Source organism: Novosphingobium beihaiense, from assembly GCF_022832375.1.
In the GTDB taxonomy this organism is placed as follows: domain Bacteria; phylum Pseudomonadota; class Alphaproteobacteria; order Sphingomonadales; family Sphingomonadaceae; genus Novosphingobium; species Novosphingobium beihaiensis.
Genome location: NZ_JALHLG010000027.1, coordinates 1 through 21,628 on the forward strand (window position 1 = coordinate 1; position 21,628 = coordinate 21,628).

Consider the following 21,628-nt stretch of genomic DNA (forward strand, 5'->3'; position numbering starts at 1 on the left):
AATCTCAACCCCTAATCTGTGCCATGGGCGCTGACGCCGGACAGGTGCATTGTCCTCTGGTTGCGATCTGCAGGCGGGCTTTGCGTAGGGAGGCGGGTGGTCGGATGCCTCCCTTTAGACGCGACGAATTAAAGCTGGAAATGGCACTCTGGCGGTGAAGGGGGCACCATCATTTTTCGTGAAACGGCAGAACGCCCCAGCCTGGCGTTCAGCCTCTGTGACGTTCCACGCGGTGAAAGGCTAAGGCGAGCAATTCAGCCAAGCCGCAGGGTTGTCTCTGCGCGACGGCACTCGGTCGCTTTTAGTCCACAGCGCGGAGACGCCTACCGGATAGCAATCGGTCCAAGTGACTTCCAGCTATCAAATCCCGAACTGACGTATTTGGTCTTGTGATGAGGTATTCGCGAGGGAAAACTTCATGTTTTCCTGAAGTTGCCTTTTAACACTTTTGCCCCTGTTCGCAGCGAGTCGAGATAGTCGGACCAGAATTGCATCATCTTCTTGCGCTCGGCCCAATGATCACCTCGTGCATAGGCCCTGCAAACTTCGTTGCTTTCGACGTGGGCAAGCTGCCTTTCGATAGCATCTGGATGCCATTTTCCCATTTCATTCAAGAGCGTGCTCGCCGTGGCCCGGAAGCCGTGTGCAGTGACTTCGTCCTTGGAATAGCCCAGCCTTCTGAGTGCCGCGTTCAACGTGTTGTCTGTGATTGAGCGGGAAGGGGAGCGAACGCTGGGAAACAAAAACTGGCCGTCTCCGCTGAGAGGACGCAGTTCCTCCAGAAATCCGAGAACCTGTTTTGAGAGAGGCACCTTGTGAACCCTGCGCATCTTCGTCTTCTCGGCCGGGATCGTCCAGACCCGATCTGTGATGTCGAATTCCGACCACTCAGCGGTACGTAATTCGCCCGGCCGCACAAAAACATGGGGCGTCATGCGAAGAGCGATTGTTACCACGGGTTGACCGTCATGGCCCTCTACTGCCCGCAGGAGTGCTCCCAGTGCTTTAGGTTCCAGTATAGCGGCATGATGTTTCGTCTTGGGCGTGATGAGCGCGCCCCTGAGGTCGAAGGTTATATCCCGCTGGGCGCGACCGGTGGCGATCGCGAAGCGGAAAATTGTACCCATGGTACCACGAAGGCGATTTGCAGTCTCATAGCGGCCCCGCGCCTCGACTTTTCTCAGCACCTCGAGAATTTCCGGCGCAGTGAGATCGGCGATCGGGCGATCCCCGATTCCAGGGTAGGTGAAGTCCAGAAGCCAGCGCATCTTGGTCATCGTTGCAGGAGAGCGGCCTTCAAGCTCGAGGCGGTCCAGCCATTCTTCGGCGATCCGTTTGAAGGTCTCTTCCGACTTGGCCCTGATGGTACGTTCCTGCTCCTTGCGAGCTTCCACTGGGTCGATACCATCAGAAAGGGTCTCCCGGGCTTCGATGCACTTCTCTCTGGCCCGGGCAAGCGAGACATCGGGGAATGAGCCGAAAGCCAATGTCTTCTGCTTGCCGTTGAAACGGTAGTTCATGCGCCACAGCCGACCTCCGTTGGGCATGACGAGGAGATACAGGCCTGCACTGTCGGCAAGTTTGTAGGGCTTAACCCTTGATTTTGCGTTCTTAATTGCAACGAACGTGAGCGCCATGATGGTATTGGGCTCGATACCATCAAGGGGGCAGGATTCAACCGGACGGCAGGAGACGATCCTGGCCAATCAGCTCTTGAAATACCGCAGAAAACCGTTGTTTTCGTGGACCTGTATGGACATCATCGGACCCCTGCGGAGGGGGCGATGGTGCCCGGGGACGGAATCGAACCGCCGACACCATGATTTTCAGTCATGTGCTCTACCAACTGAGCTACCCGGGCATCGCTTCGAACAGCGGTCCGTGGGGACCGGCGAGCGGTTGGTTGCGGGCCTATGGCGAAGCGAGACGGGCTTGGCAACCCCCTAATCGAGAGGAATTTTCAATCGTCCTGTGGAATGTCCGGAAAGGTGGGTGGGCCGGGCAGGGCATAACCGTCCCCCAGCCATTGCAGGAGATCGCGGTCGCGGCAGCGTTTCGAGCAGAACGGCGCGTATTCGGCCTTACGGGGCTTGCCGCAGATGGGGCATTTCTTCTCGGACGGAATCATGGGGCGACGGCCTGCGCGAATCCGCCGCCGAGTGCAAGGGTGCGTTCCTCGCGCCATTGCAGGGTGCGGCCGGTGCGCCGGGCAAGACCGGCTTCCCATTGCGGCAGGACCGCGGCGCGCACGGCAGGAGGCGCGGTGAGCAGCAGCACGCCGGGTTCGGCAACGGCCTCCGCCTGCCGCAGCAGCAGGCGCGCGGCGGCACCGGCAGGATCGCTGCGGACACGCTGCAGCAGCGAAGGGCGCTCCAGCCGGGCCACAAGCTGCACAAAGCCGAAACCGTTCATGGCGGTGCGCTGGTGGGGCCAGTGGTCCAGAGCGGAGGCCAGAGCCTCATCCACGGCACGGCGGCTGTCCTTGCGCTCCAGCGTGGGGAAATCGATACCGATCGAGCCTGCGAGGTCGAACCGGCCGATGGCACTGGCTATGGCCGGAATGGCGGCCAGGGCCAGCGCAGGAGGGGGCAGAGTGCCATCGATGTCGATCAGCGTCATGGCGGGCGTGGGCGTAACGACGAGCGCTCCGCCTTCGAAAGCGATCACGCCGTCCAGCGCCTCGCTCACCAGTTCGGGCCAGGGATCGTCCGGAAAGCGGCGGACGATGCGCACTGGAAGGCCGCTGGCTCGCAGGGCCTCTGCGAGGGAAGGCGCCGGGCAGGGCGGCAGGGTACAGGCCCGGGCCTGCGCGCGCTTGAAGCGGCCGGTTTCCGCCATGGCGGCGCGGGTGACTTGCACGCGGACCGGGGCTCCTTCGCTGGCCGCAGCGGGAAGGCCGTCCACAAGCGCTTCTTCGCCCGAGGCGAACCGCACGGTGCCGCGCGGCGATCCCGCTCTGCGGGCGATAAGCGCCGCGTCGGCGACTTCACCGGCGGTCAGCCGTCCGGGCCATTCGAGGCGGGCCGCCAGCACTTCGCCGCCGTGGGTCAGGATCGCGCGGCTTTCGCCGATCCCGTCCTCGACGAGCCACTCAGCCAATCGCGAATCCTGCCGATTTCAGCAATGCGCGGGTTTCGAACAGGGGCAGGCCGACAACGCCGGAATGGCTGCCCGAAATCCATGCGATGAGGCCTTCGGCGCTGCCCTGGATGGCATATCCGCCCGCCTTGCCGTCCCACTCGCCGCCCGCGATGTACGTGTCGATTTCCTCGCGCGAGAGCGGCTTGAAGCGCACTACGGTCTCGGACAGGCGCTCGCGCAGCGAACCGTCTGGCGCGCGCAAGGCAATGGCGGAGAGCACGCGGTGGCGGCGGCCTGAAAGCAGGGCCAGGCAGGCGCGCGCGGTGGCTTCGTCTTCCGCCTTGGGCAGGATGCGGCGCCCGCAGGCGACAACCGTGTCTCCGGCCAGCACGAAAGCATCGGCAGAGGGAACGGCCAGCGCCTTTTCGCGGGCCATGCGCCGGGCATAAGCGCGCGGCTCTTCGCGCGGAGCCGGGGTTTCGTCGATGTCGGCGGCCTGGATCGCGTCCGGCGTCAGACCCAGGCGTGCGATCAGTTCGCGCCTGCGCGGGCTGGCCGAGGCCAGAATGAGCCGGAGGGCGGGGCTGCCTGCAAGGGCTTCCCCGGCAGGGGCCTCAGTACTGACCGGGACCACCGCGGCCAGGCATGAAACGGTAAGTGATACGGCCCTTGGTAAGGTCATAGGGCGTCAGCTCGACGAGGACCTCGTCGCCCACCAGCACGCGGATGCGGTTCTTGCGCATCTTGCCTGCGGTGTGGCCGAGGATTTCGTGGCCGTTTTCCAGTTCTACGCGGAACATGGCGTTGGGCAGGAGTTCGACCACCCGGCCGCGCATCTCAAGGAGTTCTTCTTTCGCCATTGGCGATCAATATCCGTTGTTCTGAGGTGTCATCGCGGCGCCACATAGCTGCGGCGCGGCAAAAATGGAAGACTTCGCGGTTCAGCGCGGGGAAAGATACACTGCGACAAAATGTTACGCAGCGCGTGCTTGCCCGCTGCGAAGGGGGGCGGCATCAGCGTGACTGGGATGGGACATGACTATGTTGGCGGAGATTCTTTGCGGTGCGTTCCCTCCCTTTGCTCAGTCTTGCGAGCTGTTTGTGTATTCCGGCCGGTGCATTTGCGCAGGATGCGGATCCCCCGCTGATCAAGAATGAAGAGACGAAGGACCCGCTGGAGGTCCATGGCAATGAAATCCTTGTGCTGTCCCCGCGTATCCGGGGGCAGATCGATGTGCCGCAACAGCCGGTACAGGTATTCGAGGAAGAGGATATCGCCTCCTACGGCGCGAATTCCATAGCCGATCTGCTCGATGCGATCTCGCCGCAGACGACGAGCGGGCGCGGGCGCGGGAGCGGGCGCCCGGTCATCCTCGTGAACGGGCAGCGTATCACCAGTTTCCGCGAGATGCGCAATATCCCGCCCGAGGCCATCCGGCGGATGGAAGTCCTGCCCGAGGAAGTGGCGCTGCGGTTCGGCTATCCGGCGAACCAGCGGGTGGTGAACATCATCCTCAAGGATCAGTTCGCCGCCGCCACGGCATCGGGCGAATACAACCGCCCGGACCGCGGCGGCTATGACAATTTCGAGCTGGAAAGCGGCCTGTTCAAGATTTCCGGCCCGCGCCGCTACAACGTGACGGCCAAGCTCGACGAGACGACGATGCTGACCGAGGCCGAGCGGAACGTGAGGCAGGCCGAATCGGACGCCCCGCTTGTGGCCGGAGATCCCGATCCGGCCCGCTATCGCAGCCTGAAGGGGTCCAATCACAAGTTCACTCTCGAAGGCACGATGACGCAGGGCCTTGGCGAGAACGGCCTGGGCGGTTCGCTGACGGCCAGTGGCGGCTATACCCATACCCAGTCGGCATCATGGTCGGGGCTGGATACGGCGCTGCTGACCTATGGCGGCCAGAGCGTTCTGCGCACATTGCCCGATCCGCTGACCTCGCGGATCGTGTCGGACGAATTCGATGCCAGCCTCGGGTTCTCCACGATGCTGGGGGACTGGACGCTCAATGTGACGGGCGATGGCAGCTATACCGATACGAACACGCGGGTAGACCGGCGGCGCGATACGTCCGCGCTGGAGGATGCCGCGGCCGCGGGAGACCTGGCGCTGGACGGCGCGCTGCCGTTCGTGCCGGGAGCGGGCGTGGATATCGCCACGAACCGGGCGCTTTCGCTGACCAGCCTGGCTACGCTTTCGGGCCAGCCGTTCCGCATGCCCGCCGGTGATGCCAGCCTTACGGTCAAGACCGGGTACGATTTCAGCCGCACCCGCAGCGATGACAGCCGCAATACGCTGGGTGCTGTCACTTTGCGGCGCGGCGATGTGCAGGGCGGGCTCAATCTGGCGCTGCCGCTCACCAGTGACGAATTCCTCGGTGCCGTCGGGGACATCTCGCTGAACTTCAGCGGCGGGCTGGATCACTTGTCCGACTTCGGCACTTTAAAGGACTGGAGCGCGGGCCTCACCTGGTCTCCCACGGACACTCTGACCTTCCAGGCGAGCTATCTCGTCGACGAAGCGGCGCCATCGCTCTCGCAACTCGGCGCGCCGGTGGTGGAGAGCTACAATGTCGCGATCTACGATTTCGACAAGGCGGAAACCGCGCTGGTAACAGTGACGACGGGCGGCAATCCCAACCTGCGCAAGGAAAAGCAGCGGGACATCAAGCTGTCCGCGCAATGGAAACTGCCGTTCTTCCGCCGTTCGAGCCTTATCGCGGAATATTTCCGCAACCGTTCCAGCAACGTCACCCAATCGTTCCCGTTGCTGACGCCCGCGATCGAACAGGCTTTTCAGGACCGGGTGGAGCGGGACAGAGCCGGGAACCTGACCGCCATCGACCGGCGCGCCGTCACTTATGACGAGGTATCGAGTTCGAGCTTGCGCTGGGGCATCAACTTGTGGGGCAGCCTGGGCAGCGACAGTGCGCCCGCTTCCCGCCGCGAACCGGCCGCCGCTCCGCCCCCCGTGCGGCCTGAGAACAGATCTCCGGATGGCGCCGGACCGGGCGAGGGCCGTTCACGGTTCGAGGCAGTGCGCAAGCAGCTCTGTACGCCGGGCGCTGAACCCGATCTTTCCACTTTGCCCGAGCGCTTGCGCAGCCGTCTCGCCGGTCCCGATGGCAAGCCCGATCCGGAAAAGCTCGCCCAGTTCCGCGCGCGGGCCTGTTCGGTGGACGGATCGGCCGCGCCGCGCTTCGATCCAGAGCAGTTCGCGCGTATCCGCAAGGCGGTCTGCACCGGGGAAACGCCCGATCTCGCCGCTCTGCCGGAAAGGATGGCCGAGCGGCTGCGCGGGGAAGACGGCAAGATCGATCAGGCCCGTCTGGCGCAGATGCGCGAGAGGATGTGCCGTGCGGACAACGGGGCGGGCGCTGCACAGTCCGGCGAGGCGCGCGGGCAGACGGCATCACGGGCGCCCGGCGGCGGCGGTATGCGCCGTCCCGGCCCGCCGCGCGGGGGGCGCTGGAACATCTCTGTCTATCATACCTGGCGTTTTACCGACCGGGTAACGATTGCGCCGGGCGTGCCGGTTCTCGATCAGCTTGCCGGTAACGCCATCGGCTCGGGCGGCGTGGGGCGTCATGCGATCGAGTTCGAAGGCGGCATGTTTAAGAACGGCTTCGGCCTGCGCATCCGGGGCGAATGGAACGCGCCCTCGCGGGTTCTGGGCACGGGTCTGCCTGGCAGTTCCGATCTGCGCTTCGGGGCCTACACTGTGGCCAACGTGCGGCTGTTCGTCGATCTGGACCAGCGCAAGAGCCTGATCGACCGGGTGCCGTTCCTCAAGGGAACGCGGGTGTCCTTCACCGTCGACCGGCTGTTCGATTCCCGCCAAAAGGTGACGGACCAGAATGGCGAAGTGCCGATCGCCTATCAGGCGGCGTTCCGCGAGCCGCTGGGCCGGGTGATCGGCATCGATCTGCGCAAGCGGTTCTGAGGACAACGTTCCGGCAGGGCTACCGTTTCGCCGCCGCGCGTCCTATCTCGCGGCGATGGCGCGTACTCCTGCCGGAACTCCTGACCACCCCAAGGGCCTCGAACGTTTCAACGAGGAGCGGGCGTCGTACACCCTGCGCGGGTCGGAGCAGCCCGATCTGCAGACCGGGGCCGAAGTGATCCGCGATACCGTGCGCACGCTGCCTTCGCGGCCCGGCGTGTACCGGATGCAGGATGCGCGCGGGGACGTGCTCTACGTCGGCAAGGCGCGGGTGCTGAGGAACCGCGTGGCCAACTACGTGCAGTGGGACAAGCTGCCGATCCGGCTGCAGCGCATGGTCAGCCAGACGCGCTCGATGACCATCGTCACCACCAATTCGGAAGCCGAGGCGCTGCTGCTCGAAGCGCAGCTCATCAAGCGCTTCCGCCCGCCCTACAACGTGCTGCTGCGGGACGACAAATCGTTCCCTTTCATCCTGCTGCGCGCCGATCATGCCTATCCGCGCATCATGAAGCACCGCGGCGCGCGCAAGGCCAAGGGCAATTACTACGGCCCTTTCGCCAGCGCCGGTTCGGTGAACACCACGATCAACGCGCTGCAGAAGCTGTTCCTGTTGCGCAGCTGCACCGACAGCTTCTTTTCGCGGCGCGACCGGCCCTGCCTGCTCTACCAGATCAAGCGCTGCTCCGCCCCTTGCGTGGCCCGCATCGACGAGGCGGGCTATGCCGAATTGGTGCAGGAGGCGAAGGACTTCCTCGGCGGCAAGTCCAGCGCGGTGCAGCGCAAGATCGAGGCGCAGATGGCCGAAGCCGCCGAAGCGCTCGATTTCGAACGCGCCGCGATGCTGCGCGACCGCCTGCGCGCGGCGACCTTCATTCAGGGCAGCCAGGCGATCAATGCCGAGGGGCTGGACAGCGCCGATATCTTCGCGCTTGCCAGCAAGAACGGCCAGATCGGCGTGCAGGCCTTCTTCATCCGGGGCGGGCAGAACTGGGGCCACCGCGCCTTCTTCCCCACCCACACCGAAGGGCTGACCGAGGACGAGGTGCTGCAAAGCTTCCTCACCCAGTTCTACGAGGAAGTGCCGCCCGCGCGCACGATTCTCGTCGACCGCGACTTGCCCGAGCGCGAGCTGCTGGCCGAAGCCTTCCGCGAAGGGGCCGGGGGCAAGGTCGAGATTTCGGTGCCCCAGCGCGGTTCGCGCAGGCGGCTGATGGAGCAGGCCACGCGCAATGCCGTGGAAGCGCTGGACCGCCGCATGGCCGAGCGCGGCACGCAGGCGAAGATCATGCGCGAGCTGGCCGAATTCCTCGAACTGCCCGATGTGCCGCAGCGCATCGAAGTCTACGACAACTCGCATATTCAGGGCACCAAGGCACTGGGCGCCATGGTGGTGGCGGGGCCGGAAGGCTTCATCAAGAACCAGTACCGCAAGTTCAACATCAAGTCCGCGCAGACCAATGACGACTTCGCGATGATGCGCGAAGTCATGACCCGCCGTTTCGGCCGCGCTCAGGAGGAAGACCCCGAGCGCGAGAGCGGCACCTGGCCCGATCTGGTGCTGATTGACGGCGGCAAGGGCCAGATGAGCGCGGTGAAGGACGCGCTGGAGGAACTCGGGATCGAGGACGTCAACCTCATCGCCATCGCCAAGGGCCCGCACCACGGACGCGAGGGGCGCGAGGTGTTCCACTTCCCCGACGGGCGCGAGAAGATGCTGCCGGTGAACTCGCCGCTGCTGTTCCACCTTCAGCGCCTGCGCGACGAAGTGCACCGCTACGTCATCGGCGCCCACCGCGACAAGCGCAGCCGGGCGATCACTGCCAGCCCGCTCGACGAGATCCCCGGTATCGGCCCGGCCCGCAAGCGTGCGCTGCTGCTGCATTTCGGCACGGCGGGCAAAGTGCGTGCGGCCAGTCTGGAAGACTTGCAGCGCGCGCCCGGCGTCAGCGCGGCGGTGGCCCAGACGATCTACGATTTCTATCACCCGTCGGGGTGAGGGGACTAGGACGGATAGACATTCAGCCCTAGTGTGGTGGAACTGAAGTTCGTATCACTATTTTCCGTCATCCCCGCGCAGGCGGGGATCCCGCTTTTTGCCGCATAGCGTAAAAAGGTAGCGGGGCCCCCGCCTGCCCAAAGGGCAGTTTATCCTGAGCGGCCGGCCTGTCGGCCAGCCGAAGGGCGGGGGCGACGAATTGTGCCACGAACTGCGTTTCCATCACACTAGCTTTCGGCCGCCACCGGGCTGCGCTTCGTCTCCAGCGCCACGAACCGCCGGAACGCCGCGCGCCGCAGCGCACCGCCGATGGCGACCGAGACATGGCCGACAGCGCGCCGTTCGCGCCAGAGGTGATCGATCATCGGGTGGTCGCTGGCGGCGCAGCTATCGCTCCACGCGATATCGGGATGCTCCAGAATGCGCAGGTTCTCGCGCTGGAGCAGGACGCCCGGCGAGAAGCGGGCATAGCTTTCGTCGAACGCGGTCTTGAAGGAAAAGGCTCCGGGCGGGGTCAGAAAGCTGGCGAGCATGGCGATGGGCCTGCCGTCGAGCGTCAGCGTCAGCCGCTCCAGCCGCCCGCGTGCGGCGGCGCCTTCCAGACTGTCGCGAAACAGCCCGGCGGTGGCCTCGGCGCTGGCGAGGGCCGATCCGGCCTTGCCTTTCCAGCCCGCGGCTTCGAGCGCGAGAAACGCTTCGCACCACGCGCCGAGCCCGGCGTCATCGGTCCGGCGCGCGAAGGCGATCTCTCCTTCGTCGGCAAGGCGATTGGCCTGACGGCGCAGTTCCTTGCGCTTCTTGCCGGACAGCGAGGCTTCCAGATAGGCATCGGGCGCAAGCGGAGAGGAGAGCATGGCCCGCTCCTCGCGATGCACGAGCGCAGCCTGCCGTCCCTCGCGCGCCGTCGTGCTTTCCAGTGCGCGGTGTACCGGCCCGCCGAGCGCGAGGCCGCGCAAGTGCAGGAACAGCGCCATGCCGGGCTCGCTGTCCGCCCAGTGCAGCACGGCTTGCCAGAAGGCCGTCTCGGCCCCGCGGGCGATCAGCGGGATGCCGCAGAAACTGTTGGCATGGAGCCAGGTGGCGATCTGCGGCACCGGCCAGCGATAGTACTTCGCCGCGCGCACCACCGGCAGGATCCCCGCCAGTTCGCCGTCCTGCTCGAAGCGCAGGATGGAGACCGCGCCGGTCCCGGACAAGTGCCGCAGCGAGGGGAGGAGATACCAGCTTTCGAAGAACGGATTGGGTTCGCTGGCGCGCAGGGCCAGCCGGTCCCAAGCCGCGATCTCGCTTTCCAGCGCGCGCCAGGGAACGCAGGACAGCTCCCCGGCGCTGTCAGGCGCAGGTGCCGCTGCCGCATATTCAAGCTGTGCAGTGCTGGCCAATGTCCTTGATGTCCCGGTGTTTTGGGGGCTGGGGCGAGGAGAGCTTATCCCCTCAGCCTCAAGGAAAGGCTAACGGTTACGGAGGACCGTCCCAAAAAGAGACCCCGCCGGACAAGTCCGGCGGGGCCGTTCGAAGGTTCAGCCGTCAGGGCTGTTATCAACCCGCCGCCATGGCTGCCAGAAGCAGCAGGGCGACGATATTGGTGATCTTGATCATCGGGTTCACGGCCGGGCCCGCGGTGTCCTTGTAGGGATCGCCCACGGTATCGCCCGTCACGGCGGCCTTGTGGGCTTCGGAGCCCTTGCCGCCGTGATTGCCGTCCTCGATGTATTTCTTGGCATTGTCCCAGGCGCCGCCACCCGAAGTCATCGAGAGCGCGACGAACAATCCGCCCACGATCACGCCCAGCAGCAGGGCGCCGAGCGCGGCAAAGCCGTTTTCGGACCCTGCCACGGCGGCAATCACGAAATAGACCACGATCGGCGCCAGCACCGGCAGCAGCGAGGGCAGGATCATCTCCTTGATCGCGGCCTTGGTGACAAGGTCCACCGTCTTGGCATAGTCCGGCTTGGAAGTGCCCGCCATGATGCCGGGATCGGCGGCGAACTGGTCGCGCACGTCCACCACCACGTCCCCGGCGGCACGGCCCACGGCGGTCATACCCATCGCCCCGAACAGATAGGGCAGCAGCGCGCCGAGCAGCAGGCCGACGATCACGTATGGGTTCTCCAGACTGAAATTCACCGTCAGCCCGGGGAAGAACTCTCGAAGGTCGGTGGTGTAGGCGGCGAAGAGCACCAGTGCGGCTAGGCCCGCCGAGCCGATGGCATAGCCCTTGGTCACGGCCTTGGTAGTGTTGCCCACGGCATCGAGCGCGTCGGTCTTTTCGCGCACGCTGTCGTCCAGCCCCGCCATTTCGGCAATGCCGCCCGCGTTGTCGGTCACGGGGCCATAGGCGTCGAGCGCCACGACCATGCCCGCCAGCGCCAGCATCGCGGTGGCGGCATAGGCAATGCCCAGCAGCCCGGCGAACTGGTAAGCGATGACGATGCCCGCCACGATCACCAGCGTCGGCAGCGCCGTCGCTTCCATGGCGATGGCAAGGCCCTGGATCACATTGGTGCCGTGCCCGGTGACGGAGGCCTTGGCGATCGACTTCACCGGCCGGAACTCGGTGCCGGTGTAGTACTCGGTGATCCAGATGATCAGCCCGGTGATCGCAAGCCCCAGCAGCGCGCAGTAGAACAGCACGCGGCCGTTGAAGGCGTTGCCGCCGATGGCCGCTTCCATGTCGCCCAGCGTATATTGCATGGCGAACCAGATCGCCGGGATCGAAAGCACCGCCGTGACAAGGAAGCCCTTGTACATGGCGCCCATGATGTTCTTCCCGCCGCCAAGGCGAACAAAGTACGTGCCGATAATGGAAGTCACGATGCACGCGCCGCCGATCAGCAGCGGGGTGGCCATCAGGCCCATCAGGTTGTCCGCGCCTTTCAGCAGCAGCGCGGTGAGAACCATGGTGGCGCCCACGGTGACGACGTACGTCTCGAACAAGTCGGCGGCCATGCCGGCGCAGTCGCCCACATTGTCGCCCACGTTGTCCGCGATCACGGCGGGGTTGCGGGGATCGTCCTCGGGAATACCCGCCTCGACCTTACCGACGAGATCGGCGCCGACGTCGGCGGCTTTGGTGAAGATACCGCCGCCCAGACGCGCGAAGATCGAAATCAGCGAAGCGCCGAAGGCGAGGGCAGTAAGCGCTTCCACCACGGTGCGGTCCTCGCCGCCCACGGTGTGCCCGCCGGGGCCGGTGAGATACCAAAAGAACACTGCGATCGCGAGCAGCGCCAGCCCGGCCACCAGCATCCCGGTAATCGCGCCCGCGCGGAAGGCGAGCGTCAGGCCCGGTTGCAGCCCGGTCTGCGCGGCGGCGGCGGTGCGCACGTTGGAGCGCACTGAAATGTTCATGCCGATAAACCCCGCCACGCCCGAAAGGATCGCGCCAATGACGAAGCCGATGGCCGAAATCCACGTCAGCGTCAGCGCAATGATCACCGCGACAATGACGCCGACCACGGCGATGGTGGAGTACTGGCGCTTCAGATAGGCTTGCGCGCCTTCCTGAATGGCCCCTGCGATTTCCTGCATTTTTGCGTTTCCGGCCGGAGAGCCGAGCACCTGGCGGCTGGTGACGAAGCCATAGACAATGGCCAGCAGTCCCAGGACAATTGCGATCGTGACTGGATTCACAGAACGCCCCCTTCCCAATATGTTTTCGCTATTTCGACGGGTTTTCCCGTTCGAAGGCGAAAGGGCTATAGACAAGCCGGGGGACTGGCAAGCGGCTTATCTTGGATTTTACGTAACGATGCGTTGCGCCGGATCAAATCGCGGCTGCCGTTAATGCCGGTAACCGAGTTTCTCCGGCAGCGGCACGGGCTGTTCTTGATGAACCAGCGAAATTCCCTCGCCCGCCGTTACCGTACCGATGGCCGTTACCGGGCAAGCCAGCGCTGCTGCGGCTTCGCGGATCTGCGCGGTGTGTTCGGGCGGGGCAGTGAACAGCAGGCCGTAGTCGTCGCCCGCCGTCATCGCCATGAGCCGGTCCTCAAGGCTCTCTCCCGCCGTTTCGCGAAAGGCGGCGGACAAGGGCACCAGATCGGCGGCGATCGTCATGGCCACACTGCTGGCCCCGGCCATGCGTTGCCCGTCGATCAGCAACCCGTCCGAGATGTCCATCATCGCCGAAACCCACGGGGCCAGCGCCGGGCCCAGCCGTGTTTCGGGCGCGGGGCGGCGGTAGCGTGCGGCCAGCCATTCGCCAGCTTCGGGGGAAGCGGCGCGCCCGGTAAGCACCGCCAGCCCCAGCCTCGAGTCGCCGATCGTGCCGCTGACCCAGACGCGGTCTCCCGCCTTGGCACCGCTGCGCGCGGGCACGGCGCCATCCGTGCGCCCCAGCGCCGTCAGCGAGAAACTGCGCGGCGCGCCTTCGGGCATCCGCACGGTATCGCCACCCAGCAGCGGCATCCGGAAATGCGCGCAGGCCTCCGCCAGCCCGTCGAGGAAGGCGTGGTCCCACGCATCCTCGCCCAGCGCGTGCGAATAGAGGCAGCCGAGCGGCTCTGCGCCCTTGGCCGAAACGTCCGAGGCGTTCACGGCCACCAGCTTCCACGCGATGTCCTGTGGCGGATCGTCCGGGAGGAAATGCACGCTCTCGACCAGCGTATCGAGCGTGAGCACCAGTTTCGCGCCGCCGATCTCGATAACCGCCGCATCGTCCATCAGCCCGCGCGCGGCAGGCGAACCGGCAATGCCGCGCAAGGCCTCGATCAGGGCGAATTCGCTGGTCACCCGTTGCTCATGCCGGTCTATCCCGTTCGTGTCGAGCGAAGTCGAGACACGCTTAGCGCTGTGCCCGCGTGTCTCGACTTCGCTCGACACGAACGGAAACTTGGGCTCGCTACTTAGCGAACCGCCTTGGCGACGCCGTCCAGCACGCCGTTCACGAACTTCGCCTCGCGCGGCTGGAAGAAGGCGTGGGCCACGTCGACATATTCGCTGATCGCGGCGGCGGTGGGCACGTCGGGGCGGGCCATCAACTCGTAAGTCCCGGCGCGCAGGATCTGCAGCATCGTCTTGTCGAGGCGCTTGAGTGACCAGCCTTCGGCCAGCTTGTTCCCCAGGAGGTCGTCGATATCCTCGCGCCGGGCGATGGCGCCTTTCACGACATCGTCGAAGAAGGCGATCTCGGCCTTGAGGTACTGCTCGTCGTCGATCACCGCGCCGAGGCGATGGCGGTGGAATTCGTCGAGCAGGCTGGCCAGCGGCGTGGCTTCCATCTCGTGCTGATAGAGCGCCTGAACGGCCCCGAGACGGGCGGCGGTGCGGGCTTTTTTGGATGTGGTCATTGGCCGAGCCTTACGGAAATGGAGCGCGCGTGCGCGGGAAGCCCTTCCGCATCGGCAAGGGCGACGGCGGCGGGGCCAATGGCCTCCAGCGCCGCGGAATCGAGCTGGATGAAGCTGGTGCGCTTCATGAAATCGAGGACCGAAAGTCCCGAGGAAAACCGCGCGCGGCGCCCGGTGGGCAGCACGTGGTTGGGCCCGGCAACGTAGTCGCCGACCGCTTCGGGCGTCATCCGGCCGAGGAACACCGAACCGGCATGGCGGATCCGCTTCATCAGCGCTTCGGGATCGTCAGTGGCGATCTCGACGTGTTCGGCGGCGAGCGCATTGGCGAGCGCGGGCGCCTCATCGAAGCTGGCGACATCGACGATCACGCCATTGGCCTCCCAGCTCGCGCGTGCCGTCGCCTGCGTGGGCAGGGTGGCCAGTTCCGCTTCGACCGCCTGCGCGACGGCATCGGCGAAAGCGGTGTCATCGGTAATCAGGATCGATTGCGAGGTGGGATCATGTTCGGCCTGGCTGAGCAGATCGGCCGCCACCTTGCGCGGCTCGTTCTGCGCATCGGCGATCACGAGGATTTCGCTGGGCCCGGCCACCATGTCGATGCCGACGACGCCATAGAGCTGGCGCTTGGCTTCGGCGACCCAGGCATTGCCGGGGCCGGTGATCACATCGACCGGCGAAATCCGCTGCGTGCCATAAGCGAGCGCGCCCACCGCATGGGCTCCGCCGACGCGCCAGACTTCGTCGACACCGGCGAGATGCGCGGCGGCCAGCACCAGCGGGTTCACTTCGCCTTTGGGCGTCGGGGTGACGACGACGAGCCGCTCCACGCCCGCAACCTTCGCGGGAATGGCGTTCATCAGCATCGAGGAGGGATAGGCCGCCCGTCCGCCCGGCACATAGAGCCCGGCGGCATCGACTGCCCGCCATGTTGCGCCAAGGCGGACCCCCGCGGCATCGGTATAGTCGCGGTCCTCGGGAAGCTGGGCGGCGTGATAGGCGCGGATGCGCTCCGCCGCCAGTTCCAGCGCCGAGCGCAGAGTGGGATCGAGATCGTCGAAGGCCTTGCGGCACAGGTCCGCATCGATCCGCCAGCCGCTCTTGTCGAGATCGTGGCCGTCGAACTTCGCGGTGAGGTCGGCCAAGGCTTCATCGCCGCGCGTGCGCACGTCCTTGAGGATCGCGGCGACATCGGCGGCGACATCGACCGCGCTCTCGCGCCGGTCGGCGACGACGCGGGCGAAAGCCTCGGCGAAACCGGGATCGCTGGAAGACAGCCGCAACATTACGCAGCCGCCTTTTCGCTCACCAGCGCGCGGAATGCCTCGACCAGTGCAGCCACGCGCTCATCGGTCTTGAGCGCGGCGCGGTTGACGATCAGGCGCGCGGAAATGTCGAGAATGCGGCTCGTTTCCACGAGGCCGTTCTCCTTGAGCGTGCGCCCGGTGGAGACGAGATCGACGATCCGGCTCGACAGGCCCAGCGTCGGCGCCAGTTCCATTGCGCCGTTGAGCTTAACCACCTCGGCCTGCACGCCCAGCTTCTCGAAGTGGCGGCGGGTGAGGTTCGGGTACTTGCTGGCGATGCGCAAGTGCGAGGGCAGCGGGCCGCCCACTTCGCCCACAGGCTCGGCCACCGAAAGGCGGCAATGCCCGATATCGAGATCGACCGGCGCGTAGAGATCGGAATAGGCGAATTCCTCGACCACGTCGGAGCCGACGATCCCCACTTGCGCGGCGCCATGGGCGACGAAAGTGGCGACATCGAACGCGCGCACGCGGATCAGGCGCATGTCGCTGTTCTCACAGGCAAAAGAGAGCGCGCGAGACTTCTTGTCGTGGAACTCGGCATCGGGCACAACACCGGCGCGCGCCATCAGCGGCAGCGCTTCGTCGAGGATACGGCCCTTGGGCACGGCGAATGTCAGCGGTTTCGGCATGGTGCGCGCATTTAGGGCGCAAGCGGCGAAAGGGCAACATGGCGCAGGACGAGAAAGATTTCACGCACGGATTCGGCGGGGATGTGGCGCAGGCCTTCGCCAATCAGGTGGACTATTGCCGCGCCAATGGGGCGCCTGTGACGGCGCGGGCCGTCGCGGCCATTGCAGCGGCGCTGGATAGCCCGGAGCCCGGGCCGTTCCTCGCGCACGTACGGGACTGGCAGGGGCAGCCGCTTGCCGATGCGCTGCCGCTGCGCGCGGCAGGCGCGCTTCATGCGCTGCACCTTTCGGGCGGGGAACCCGCGCTCGCGCCGCTCTATGCCGGGGAGGCGGCGGACGATGGCGCGATCGTGGGCGATGTGCTGCGGCGCCATGGCAAGGAGCTGCTGCCCTGGCTCGACGGTCCGCCGCAGACCAACGAGGCGGGCCGCTCGTCCAACTTCGTGGCCGCGATGCTGTGGCTCGCGGGCAACGGGCTGCCGCCGCGTTTCGAATGTCTCGAAGTGGGATCGAGCGCCGGGATCAATCTGATGCTCGATCGTTACCGCTATGATCTGGGCGGGATGACGGTAGGGCCGGAGCAGGCGGCAATGGCCTTCACGCCCGAATGGCGCGGTGCGCCGCCGCCGGATGAGCCGATTTCCTTCGCGTCGCTGAAGGGCTGCGATGTCGCGCCGGTCGATCTGACCGATCCCGGGCAAGCGTTGCGGCTGAGGGCCTATATCTGGCCCGAACATACCGCGCGCTTCGCCCGGCTCGATGCAGCCATTGCCGCAGCGAACGAACGGGCGCCCGATCTGGTGAAGATGAACGCGGCGGATTTCACCGAACGCGAGCTCGCCCGGCCACAGCCGGAAGGCACGACGCGGGTGCTGATGCACTCCATCGTCATGCAATATGTGCCCGAGGAGCAGCGCGAGCGGATCGCGGCGGCCATGGAGAGGGCCGGTGCCGGTGCCACGCCGGACAAGGCGCTGGCATGGGTATCGGTGGAGGCAGACCGCACTATGCTCGGCCATGTGCTGAAAGTGCGCTACTGGCCCGGCGGCGGGGAATGGGTCACGCTGGCGCGTGCCCATGCCCATGGTGCGTGGATCGAATGGCAGGCGGAGGCCTGACTGCGCTTGTTCGCTACCGGGCTTATTCGCCCGGTGCGCTGGCCTTGATGGCGATGGCGTGGACGCGGTTGCCCGGGATGTCTCCCAGCGCGGCATTGACCATGCGCTGGCGCTGCAGGCGCGAGACGCCCGCGAACTGCGCGCTTTCGATCACGATGGTGAAGTGCGATTCGCCCGAGCCGTCATCGCCCATGTGGCCGCTGTGGCTGGCGGAATCGTTGACGATTTCAAGGGCGGTGGGGGCGAGCGCGGCACTGAGCAATTGCCGCATTTCCTGTGCGAGAGGTCCGGTCATGTCTTCCATTTAGGGGCTCTATCCCCCATCTTGAAGCCGGTGAGACAGCAGAGATTTCATGGACGCGTAGAATCCGGCGGGCGCGAATGCAGCTGGCCGGGGTGTGAGGAGGCAGGCGAATTCCGCGCGCCGGGCGGCCGCGCGTCCGGTTTCGACGGGCCGGGGGAGTACCGCTGGTTCTGTCTTTCCCATGTGCGCGAATTCAATGCCGGGTACGATTACTTCGATGGCATGGATGCGGAAGAGATCTTCCGCGCCCAGTCGCCGCTGCATGGCTGGGAAACGCAGACCCGCGCGTTCCGCCCCGATGCCGGGGTGGACGGCGCCCCGCGCTGGGCGGATTTCTCGGACCCGCTGGAGGCGATCAGCGGGCGGGCCCGCGCCCATGTGAAGCGCCGCCAGGCGGACATGAAGCCCGAAAACGCGCGTTTCACTCCGGCGGAGCGGCGCGCGCTCGAAGTGCTGGGGCTGGGCGGCGATATCGACCGCAAGGCGCTGCGCCTGCGCTACACGCGCCTGCTGCGCCAGTACCATCCGGACCACAATGGCGGCGATCATGGCCATTCCTCGCGGCTGCAGGCAGTGGTGGAGGCCTATCAGCTTTTGCGGAAAGCCGCGGCGCTCTCCTCAACCTAGCAGCCACTGGCCGAACAGACGGCTGGGCAGGAACGTGAAGGCTCCGGCCAGCACGAGGCCCAGGTATACCCGCGACATCGTCCGCCGGTGCCGCTCGATATCGCCCGTCCGGGCAAAGCGGACGGCCCGGATCACGCCATAGACCACAAGGACCGCGAGCGGCTGGATCGGGTGGAATTGTCCGTTCAGGCCATGGATGGCGAACGATACCGCCGCTGTCACCAGCATCAGCGAAACCCACAGCGTGCCCAGCTTGCGGTGGCGGGGATCGCCCTTGGGCAAGGCGAAGACCAGCGCGCCCAGAGGCACGGCGGGCAGGACCGTGGCGATATGGATGATGAGCAGCAGTCCTTCGAGCCGGGCTGCCGTGCCGCCTTGCCCGCTAAAATGCCGCAGGAGGGCAAGCGCAAGGGCTGCCGACAGGATGACGCCGCCCACTTGCAGCGTTCGGGAATTGGGAAAGCGCGACAGGGACTGGGCGATCGTTGCGGCAGGGGACATGAGCAATCCTTTCGGTCTGTGCCCCCATCCTGCAGGGTGCTTGCTGGCGGCCAAGCGCGGTTGCATAAGCAGGCCGGATTGTTTCGCGATTGCGGCGGGTTTGCGCCATTTGGACAGTTCGCGAAGCATGAACGGGCAAGGTATCGGCCATCACCGGGGCCGGGCGAAACGAAAGGGGCGCGGTACATGACAGGGGCGGCATGGCGGCACGAAGGGATTCGCGACGCGGCGATGCTGGCTGTCGTGATTGCCGTGCTTGCGCTGTTCGGTCCGTTCGGGACGTATGCCGATCCGTTTTTGACACGGTTGCTGAGCTGGGGCGTGTTCGTTCTGGGTGGTTTCATTTGCTTCCGGCCGGTCATCGCCGGAGGTGATGCGCTGAGCAGGATGACCCGGCTGCCGCGCGGGCTGACCATTACGCTCGCCTGCCTGCTCGCCAGCTTTCCGGTGACGCTGCTTGTTGCGCTGTGGCAGGCGGGAGAGCGCTGGGCGGGAATGCGGCTCGGTGGGCTGGTTCAGCTCTATCCTTATGTGCTGGTGGTCGGCTTCATGATCACGGCGTTGCAGATCGTGCTGCGCCGTGCTTCGGCGGACGTGGCCACCGGTGGACCTGCAGGTGTGCAGGACAGCGGCGCGAACTCCGTGCAGACCGGCGAAGAGGCCGCAATGGTGCCTGCCCCCGAACCCGCAGCCAATGCCTTGCTGGACCGTTTGCCGCCCGAACTGGGGCGCGATGTGCTGTGTGTACGCAACGAAGATCACTACGTGCGCGTGTTCACGCAACATGGCGATGCCTTGCTGCTGTTCCGCCTCAGCGACGCGGTGGCCGCGCTTCACCATGTCGAGGGGGCACAAGTCCACCGCAGTTGCTGGGTGGCGCGGGCCGCTGTGGCGGATGTCTTGCGTGAGGGGCGCAATGTCACGCTAGTGCTCACCAATGGCGAGCAGGTGCGTGTGGCGCGGGCCATGCTCGCGCCCTTGCGGAGCGAAGGCTGGTTCTGACCAGCCTCTCTGCGCAAGTCCGGTCAGGCGCTGCGCAGGGCCTTCCATCGCGCCGCGCCGTCCTTGCCATACACGCGCACCACGTCCTTGCCCGTATAGAAGGCGGGGAATTGTTCGGAGCCTTCGGGGATCACCACCCAGGGCTGCTTGCTCTCGGTGAAGATATGGACGGAAGGCGGGCAGGCATCGGGATCGTCGAGCGTGCCCGCGCGGACGAATGCGGCCTGTTCTCCGGCGCCGGGGTAGTGGCTCCACAGCGCAACCTTGCATGAGGGGCAGCGGAATACCGCCTGATCCCGGCCGCTGGCCGCAGGCGTGGCGATCCGTTCGGGGGGCTCGCCCAGAAGTTCGAGATTCGCGGTTTCGATCACCGCATTGAGCGCGAACGAGGCACCACTCTCACGCTGACACCAGCGGCAATGGCAGCAGTGGACGACGATCGGTGCCGCCTTGAGCCGGTAGCGCACCTTGCCGCAAGTGCAGCCGCCTTCGCGAGAGTTCGAACCGGGCATGCTTCCTCTCCTTCAGTTCCTTCAGTCGCGATCAGGGGCGCCGGGCGGGAAATAGGGGCGGTAGGGGCGGGCATCTTCCACACACTGCGCCACCGGCGGCAGGTGCAGCAGATGCGCGCGCCAGCGCCTGAGCCGGGGAAAGCGCTCGCCGATGGGATGGACCCAGTCCGCATAGAACAGCGCCGGGGCCGCCGCGCACTCGATCAGGGTTATGTGGTCCAGCGGCGGATAGAACTGCAGCCAGCCTTCCAGCCAGGCATAGGAGCGGTCCAGCTTGTCCTTCGCTTCGCCGATCCGCACCGCGTCCGGATTCTCGGCATCGCGGATATATTCGTCCACCACCTGCTGCGTTGGGGCCATGACGTAGTTGTCGAACATCCGGTCCAGCATCCGCATGCCGATGGCGGCATCGGCATCGCCGGGGATCAGCATGTCCGCGGCGGCGTGGTGGTGGGAGATATATTCGATGATCGTCGTCGATTCGAACAGCAGGTTCTCCCCGTCGCGCAGCACGGGGAACTTGCCGAGCGGCCCGGCGGATTGGACCGCCTCGATATGCGCGGGATGGCCGGCGTCGACCACGCGGAATTCGAAATCGGCCTCGGCCGCATAGAGCGCGATCAGGGCTTTCCAGGTGTAGGAGGAGAACGGGTGGCCGAAGAGTTCCAGGCTCACCTCTTCATGTCCGCGATCAGCGCATTGTCGATCGCCTTGGCCTCCTTGTACGCCGGGCGGGCCTGACAGCGTTCGGCATAGGCGGCGAAGGAGGGCAGGGGCGGCAGGATGCCGAAATTGAGCCCCCAGTCGACCGTGCTGCCGACATAGACATCGGCCATCGTGAAACGGTCTCCGCAGATCCATTCGACCCCGGCCATGTGCCCATCCAGAGCCTGGATCGTCCGGTCGAAACTGCCCCATCCGGCCATGGGCTCCTGTTCCGGGGACGGTTCGAACTTGAAATTGCGCGCGGTGATGGCCTGCTCCACCGGCCCGGCGGCGAAGAATGTCCACCGGTAGTAGCAGGCCATTTCCGAATCGTTGGGCAGCAGCTCCGCCTCGGGGTGCATTTCGGCCAGGTAGAGGCAGATGGCCGCCGCTTCCGTCACGATCCTGTCCTTGTCTCCCGCATGATGGACAAGCGCGGGCACTTTGCCCATCGGGTTCGCGGCGAGGAAGGCGGCAGGCTTGGTCTTCCAGTCGACCAGAATCTGATCGTATTCCGCCTCCGCTTCGTGGAGCGCCCAGCGGGTGATCTGTCCGCGGGACATGGGGTTGGTGTAGAACGTGTAGTCGGCCATTGCC

General features: G+C 65.7%; 21 protein-coding genes and 1 tRNA gene. 5 read left to right on the top strand and 17 right to left on the bottom strand.

Annotated elements, in window-relative coordinates; translation table 11 throughout:
- Positions 1-416: 416 nt before the first annotated feature.
- The 6 genes from MTR66_RS15390 to infA all read right to left on the bottom strand — a co-directional run bounded on the left by MTR66_RS15390 (position 417) and on the right by infA (position 3,941).
- A complete protein-coding gene (locus MTR66_RS15390) occupies positions 417-1,637 on the bottom strand; it encodes a tyrosine-type recombinase/integrase (protein WP_243922682.1) in 1,221 nt (406 codons plus the stop codon).
- Positions 1,638-1,785: 148 nt separating this feature from the next.
- Positions 1,786-1,861 (bottom strand) — tRNA-Phe (locus MTR66_RS15395).
- A gap of 99 nt (positions 1,862-1,960) precedes the next feature.
- A complete protein-coding gene (locus MTR66_RS15400; RefSeq protein WP_243922635.1) occupies positions 1,961-2,128 on the bottom strand; it encodes a DNA gyrase inhibitor YacG in 168 nt (55 codons plus the stop codon).
- Entirely contained in the window at positions 2,125-3,099 is a 975-nt protein-coding gene (locus MTR66_RS15405; RefSeq protein WP_243922637.1) for a ribonuclease, read from the bottom strand. The genes MTR66_RS15400 and MTR66_RS15405 overlap by 4 nt, the downstream gene beginning before the upstream one ends.
- A complete protein-coding gene (locus MTR66_RS15410) occupies positions 3,092-3,715 on the bottom strand; it encodes a Maf family protein (RefSeq protein ID WP_327194514.1) in 624 nt (207 codons plus the stop codon). Before MTR66_RS15410 ends, MTR66_RS15405 begins: the two co-directional genes overlap by 8 nt.
- Positions 3,696-3,941 (bottom strand): translation initiation factor IF-1, encoded by a 246-nt coding sequence (gene infA / locus MTR66_RS15415; protein ID WP_007014967.1) that lies wholly within the window; start codon positions 3,939-3,941, stop codon positions 3,696-3,698. The genes MTR66_RS15410 and infA overlap by 20 nt, the downstream gene beginning before the upstream one ends.
- 239 nt (positions 3,942-4,180) lie before the next feature.
- On the opposite strand from infA, the gene MTR66_RS15420 reads away from it, so the two are divergent.
- Both MTR66_RS15420 and uvrC read left to right on the top strand, forming a co-directional pair.
- Positions 4,181-7,033 (top strand): TonB-dependent receptor plug domain-containing protein, encoded by a 2,853-nt coding sequence (locus MTR66_RS15420; protein ID WP_243922639.1) that lies wholly within the window; start codon positions 4,181-4,183, stop codon positions 7,031-7,033.
- A 55-nt stretch (positions 7,034-7,088) separates the two neighbouring features.
- Positions 7,089-9,032 carry an excinuclease ABC subunit UvrC gene (gene uvrC / locus MTR66_RS15425; RefSeq protein WP_243922641.1) on the top strand — a complete coding sequence of 648 codons (1,944 nt, stop codon included), beginning with the start codon at positions 7,089-7,091 and terminating at the stop codon, positions 9,030-9,032.
- Between the two features lie 227 nt (positions 9,033-9,259).
- Here the strand turns inward: uvrC and MTR66_RS15430 are convergent, their stop codons facing one another.
- The 6 genes from MTR66_RS15430 to hisG all read right to left on the bottom strand — a co-directional run bounded on the left by MTR66_RS15430 (position 9,260) and on the right by hisG (position 16,262).
- Positions 9,260-10,414, bottom strand: a complete 1,155-nt coding sequence (locus MTR66_RS15430; protein WP_243922643.1) for a GNAT family N-acetyltransferase — start codon at positions 10,412-10,414, stop codon at positions 9,260-9,262.
- A 157-nt stretch (positions 10,415-10,571) separates the two neighbouring features.
- Entirely contained in the window at positions 10,572-12,665 is a 2,094-nt protein-coding gene (locus MTR66_RS15435) for a sodium-translocating pyrophosphatase (protein WP_243922645.1), read from the bottom strand.
- A gap of 150 nt (positions 12,666-12,815) precedes the next feature.
- Positions 12,816-13,766, bottom strand: a complete 951-nt coding sequence (gene thiL, locus MTR66_RS15440; RefSeq protein ID WP_243922686.1) for a thiamine-phosphate kinase — start codon at positions 13,764-13,766, stop codon at positions 12,816-12,818.
- A 113-nt stretch (positions 13,767-13,879) separates the two neighbouring features.
- Positions 13,880-14,323: a transcription antitermination factor NusB gene (gene nusB, locus MTR66_RS15445; RefSeq protein WP_243922648.1), complete on the bottom strand. Its 444-nt coding sequence runs from the start codon at positions 14,321-14,323 to the stop codon at positions 13,880-13,882.
- Entirely contained in the window at positions 14,320-15,609 is a 1,290-nt protein-coding gene (gene hisD / locus MTR66_RS15450; RefSeq protein ID WP_243922650.1) for a histidinol dehydrogenase, read from the bottom strand. The genes nusB and hisD overlap by 4 nt, the downstream gene beginning before the upstream one ends.
- Complete coding sequence (gene hisG / locus MTR66_RS15455) at positions 15,609-16,262, bottom strand: ATP phosphoribosyltransferase (RefSeq protein WP_243922651.1); 654 nt, start codon at positions 16,260-16,262, stop codon at positions 15,609-15,611. The genes hisD and hisG overlap by 1 nt, the downstream gene beginning before the upstream one ends.
- A gap of 38 nt (positions 16,263-16,300) precedes the next feature.
- On the opposite strand from hisG, the gene MTR66_RS15460 reads away from it, so the two are divergent.
- Complete coding sequence (locus tag MTR66_RS15460; protein ID WP_243922653.1) at positions 16,301-17,380, top strand: DUF2332 domain-containing protein; 1,080 nt, start codon at positions 16,301-16,303, stop codon at positions 17,378-17,380.
- A gap of 22 nt (positions 17,381-17,402) precedes the next feature.
- Here the strand turns inward: MTR66_RS15460 and MTR66_RS15465 are convergent, their stop codons facing one another.
- Positions 17,403-17,675, bottom strand: a complete 273-nt coding sequence (locus MTR66_RS15465) for a BolA family protein (RefSeq protein WP_243922655.1) — start codon at positions 17,673-17,675, stop codon at positions 17,403-17,405.
- 39 nt (positions 17,676-17,714) lie between these two features.
- Here MTR66_RS15465 and MTR66_RS15470 point away from each other — a divergent pair, with 39 nt between their 5' ends.
- A complete protein-coding gene (locus MTR66_RS15470) occupies positions 17,715-18,311 on the top strand; it encodes a DnaJ domain-containing protein (protein WP_243922657.1) in 597 nt (198 codons plus the stop codon).
- On the opposite strand, the gene MTR66_RS15475 is transcribed toward MTR66_RS15470, so the two are convergent.
- Positions 18,303-18,812 carry a DUF2306 domain-containing protein gene (locus MTR66_RS15475; RefSeq protein ID WP_243922659.1) on the bottom strand — a complete coding sequence of 170 codons (510 nt, stop codon included), beginning with the start codon at positions 18,810-18,812 and terminating at the stop codon, positions 18,303-18,305. The two genes, MTR66_RS15470 and MTR66_RS15475, sit on opposite strands and share 9 nt — an antisense overlap.
- A 186-nt stretch (positions 18,813-18,998) precedes the next feature.
- Between MTR66_RS15475 and MTR66_RS15480 the strand changes: the two genes are divergently transcribed.
- Complete coding sequence (locus MTR66_RS15480) at positions 18,999-19,814, top strand: LytTR family DNA-binding domain-containing protein (RefSeq protein WP_243922660.1); 816 nt, start codon at positions 18,999-19,001, stop codon at positions 19,812-19,814.
- A gap of 23 nt (positions 19,815-19,837) precedes the next feature.
- Here the strand turns inward: MTR66_RS15480 and MTR66_RS15485 are convergent, their stop codons facing one another.
- From MTR66_RS15485 to MTR66_RS15495, 3 genes are read right to left on the bottom strand one after another with little or no spacing between them, the layout of a single operon-like run.
- Positions 19,838-20,326 carry a GFA family protein gene (locus MTR66_RS15485; protein WP_243922662.1) on the bottom strand — a complete coding sequence of 163 codons (489 nt, stop codon included), beginning with the start codon at positions 20,324-20,326 and terminating at the stop codon, positions 19,838-19,840.
- A gap of 21 nt (positions 20,327-20,347) precedes the next feature.
- Positions 20,348-21,001 carry a glutathione S-transferase family protein gene (locus MTR66_RS15490; RefSeq protein ID WP_243922664.1) on the bottom strand — a complete coding sequence of 218 codons (654 nt, stop codon included), beginning with the start codon at positions 20,999-21,001 and terminating at the stop codon, positions 20,348-20,350.
- Positions 20,998-21,624, bottom strand: coding sequence for a glutathione S-transferase family protein (locus MTR66_RS15495; protein ID WP_243922666.1), 627 nt, complete (start codon positions 21,622-21,624; stop codon positions 20,998-21,000). The genes MTR66_RS15490 and MTR66_RS15495 overlap by 4 nt, the downstream gene beginning before the upstream one ends.
- Between the last annotated feature and the right edge of the window lie 4 nt (positions 21,625-21,628).

What these genes read in the sequence shown, in the direction of transcription:
- MTR66_RS15390 (WP_243922682.1), bottom strand. Translation starts at nt 1,637, where the DNA reads ATGGCGCTCACGTTCGTTGCAATTAAGAACGCAAAATCAAGGGTTAAG.
- MTR66_RS15400 (WP_243922635.1), bottom strand. Translation starts at nt 2,128, where the DNA reads ATGATTCCGTCCGAGAAGAAATGCCCCATCTGCGGCAAGCCCCGTAAG.
- infA (WP_007014967.1), bottom strand. Translation starts at nt 3,941, where the DNA reads ATGGCGAAAGAAGAACTCCTTGAGATGCGCGGCCGGGTGGTCGAACTC.
- uvrC (WP_243922641.1), top strand. Translation starts at nt 7,089, where the DNA reads ATGGCGCGTACTCCTGCCGGAACTCCTGACCACCCCAAGGGCCTCGAA.
- nusB (WP_243922648.1), bottom strand. Translation starts at nt 14,323, where the DNA reads ATGACCACATCCAAAAAAGCCCGCACCGCCGCCCGTCTCGGGGCCGTT.
- hisD (WP_243922650.1), bottom strand. Translation starts at nt 15,609, where the DNA reads ATGTTGCGGCTGTCTTCCAGCGATCCCGGTTTCGCCGAGGCTTTCGCC.
- hisG (WP_243922651.1), bottom strand. Translation starts at nt 16,262, where the DNA reads ATGCCGAAACCGCTGACATTCGCCGTGCCCAAGGGCCGTATCCTCGAC.
- MTR66_RS15460 (WP_243922653.1), top strand. Translation starts at nt 16,301, where the DNA reads ATGGCGCAGGACGAGAAAGATTTCACGCACGGATTCGGCGGGGATGTG.
- MTR66_RS15465 (WP_243922655.1), bottom strand. Translation starts at nt 17,675, where the DNA reads ATGACCGGACCTCTCGCACAGGAAATGCGGCAATTGCTCAGTGCCGCG.
- MTR66_RS15475 (WP_243922659.1), bottom strand. Translation starts at nt 18,812, where the DNA reads ATGTCCCCTGCCGCAACGATCGCCCAGTCCCTGTCGCGCTTTCCCAAT.
- MTR66_RS15480 (WP_243922660.1), top strand. Translation starts at nt 18,999, where the DNA reads ATGACAGGGGCGGCATGGCGGCACGAAGGGATTCGCGACGCGGCGATG.
- MTR66_RS15485 (WP_243922662.1), bottom strand. Translation starts at nt 20,326, where the DNA reads ATGCCCGGTTCGAACTCTCGCGAAGGCGGCTGCACTTGCGGCAAGGTG.
- MTR66_RS15495 (WP_243922666.1), bottom strand. Translation starts at nt 21,624, where the DNA reads ATGGCCGACTACACGTTCTACACCAACCCCATGTCCCGCGGACAGATC.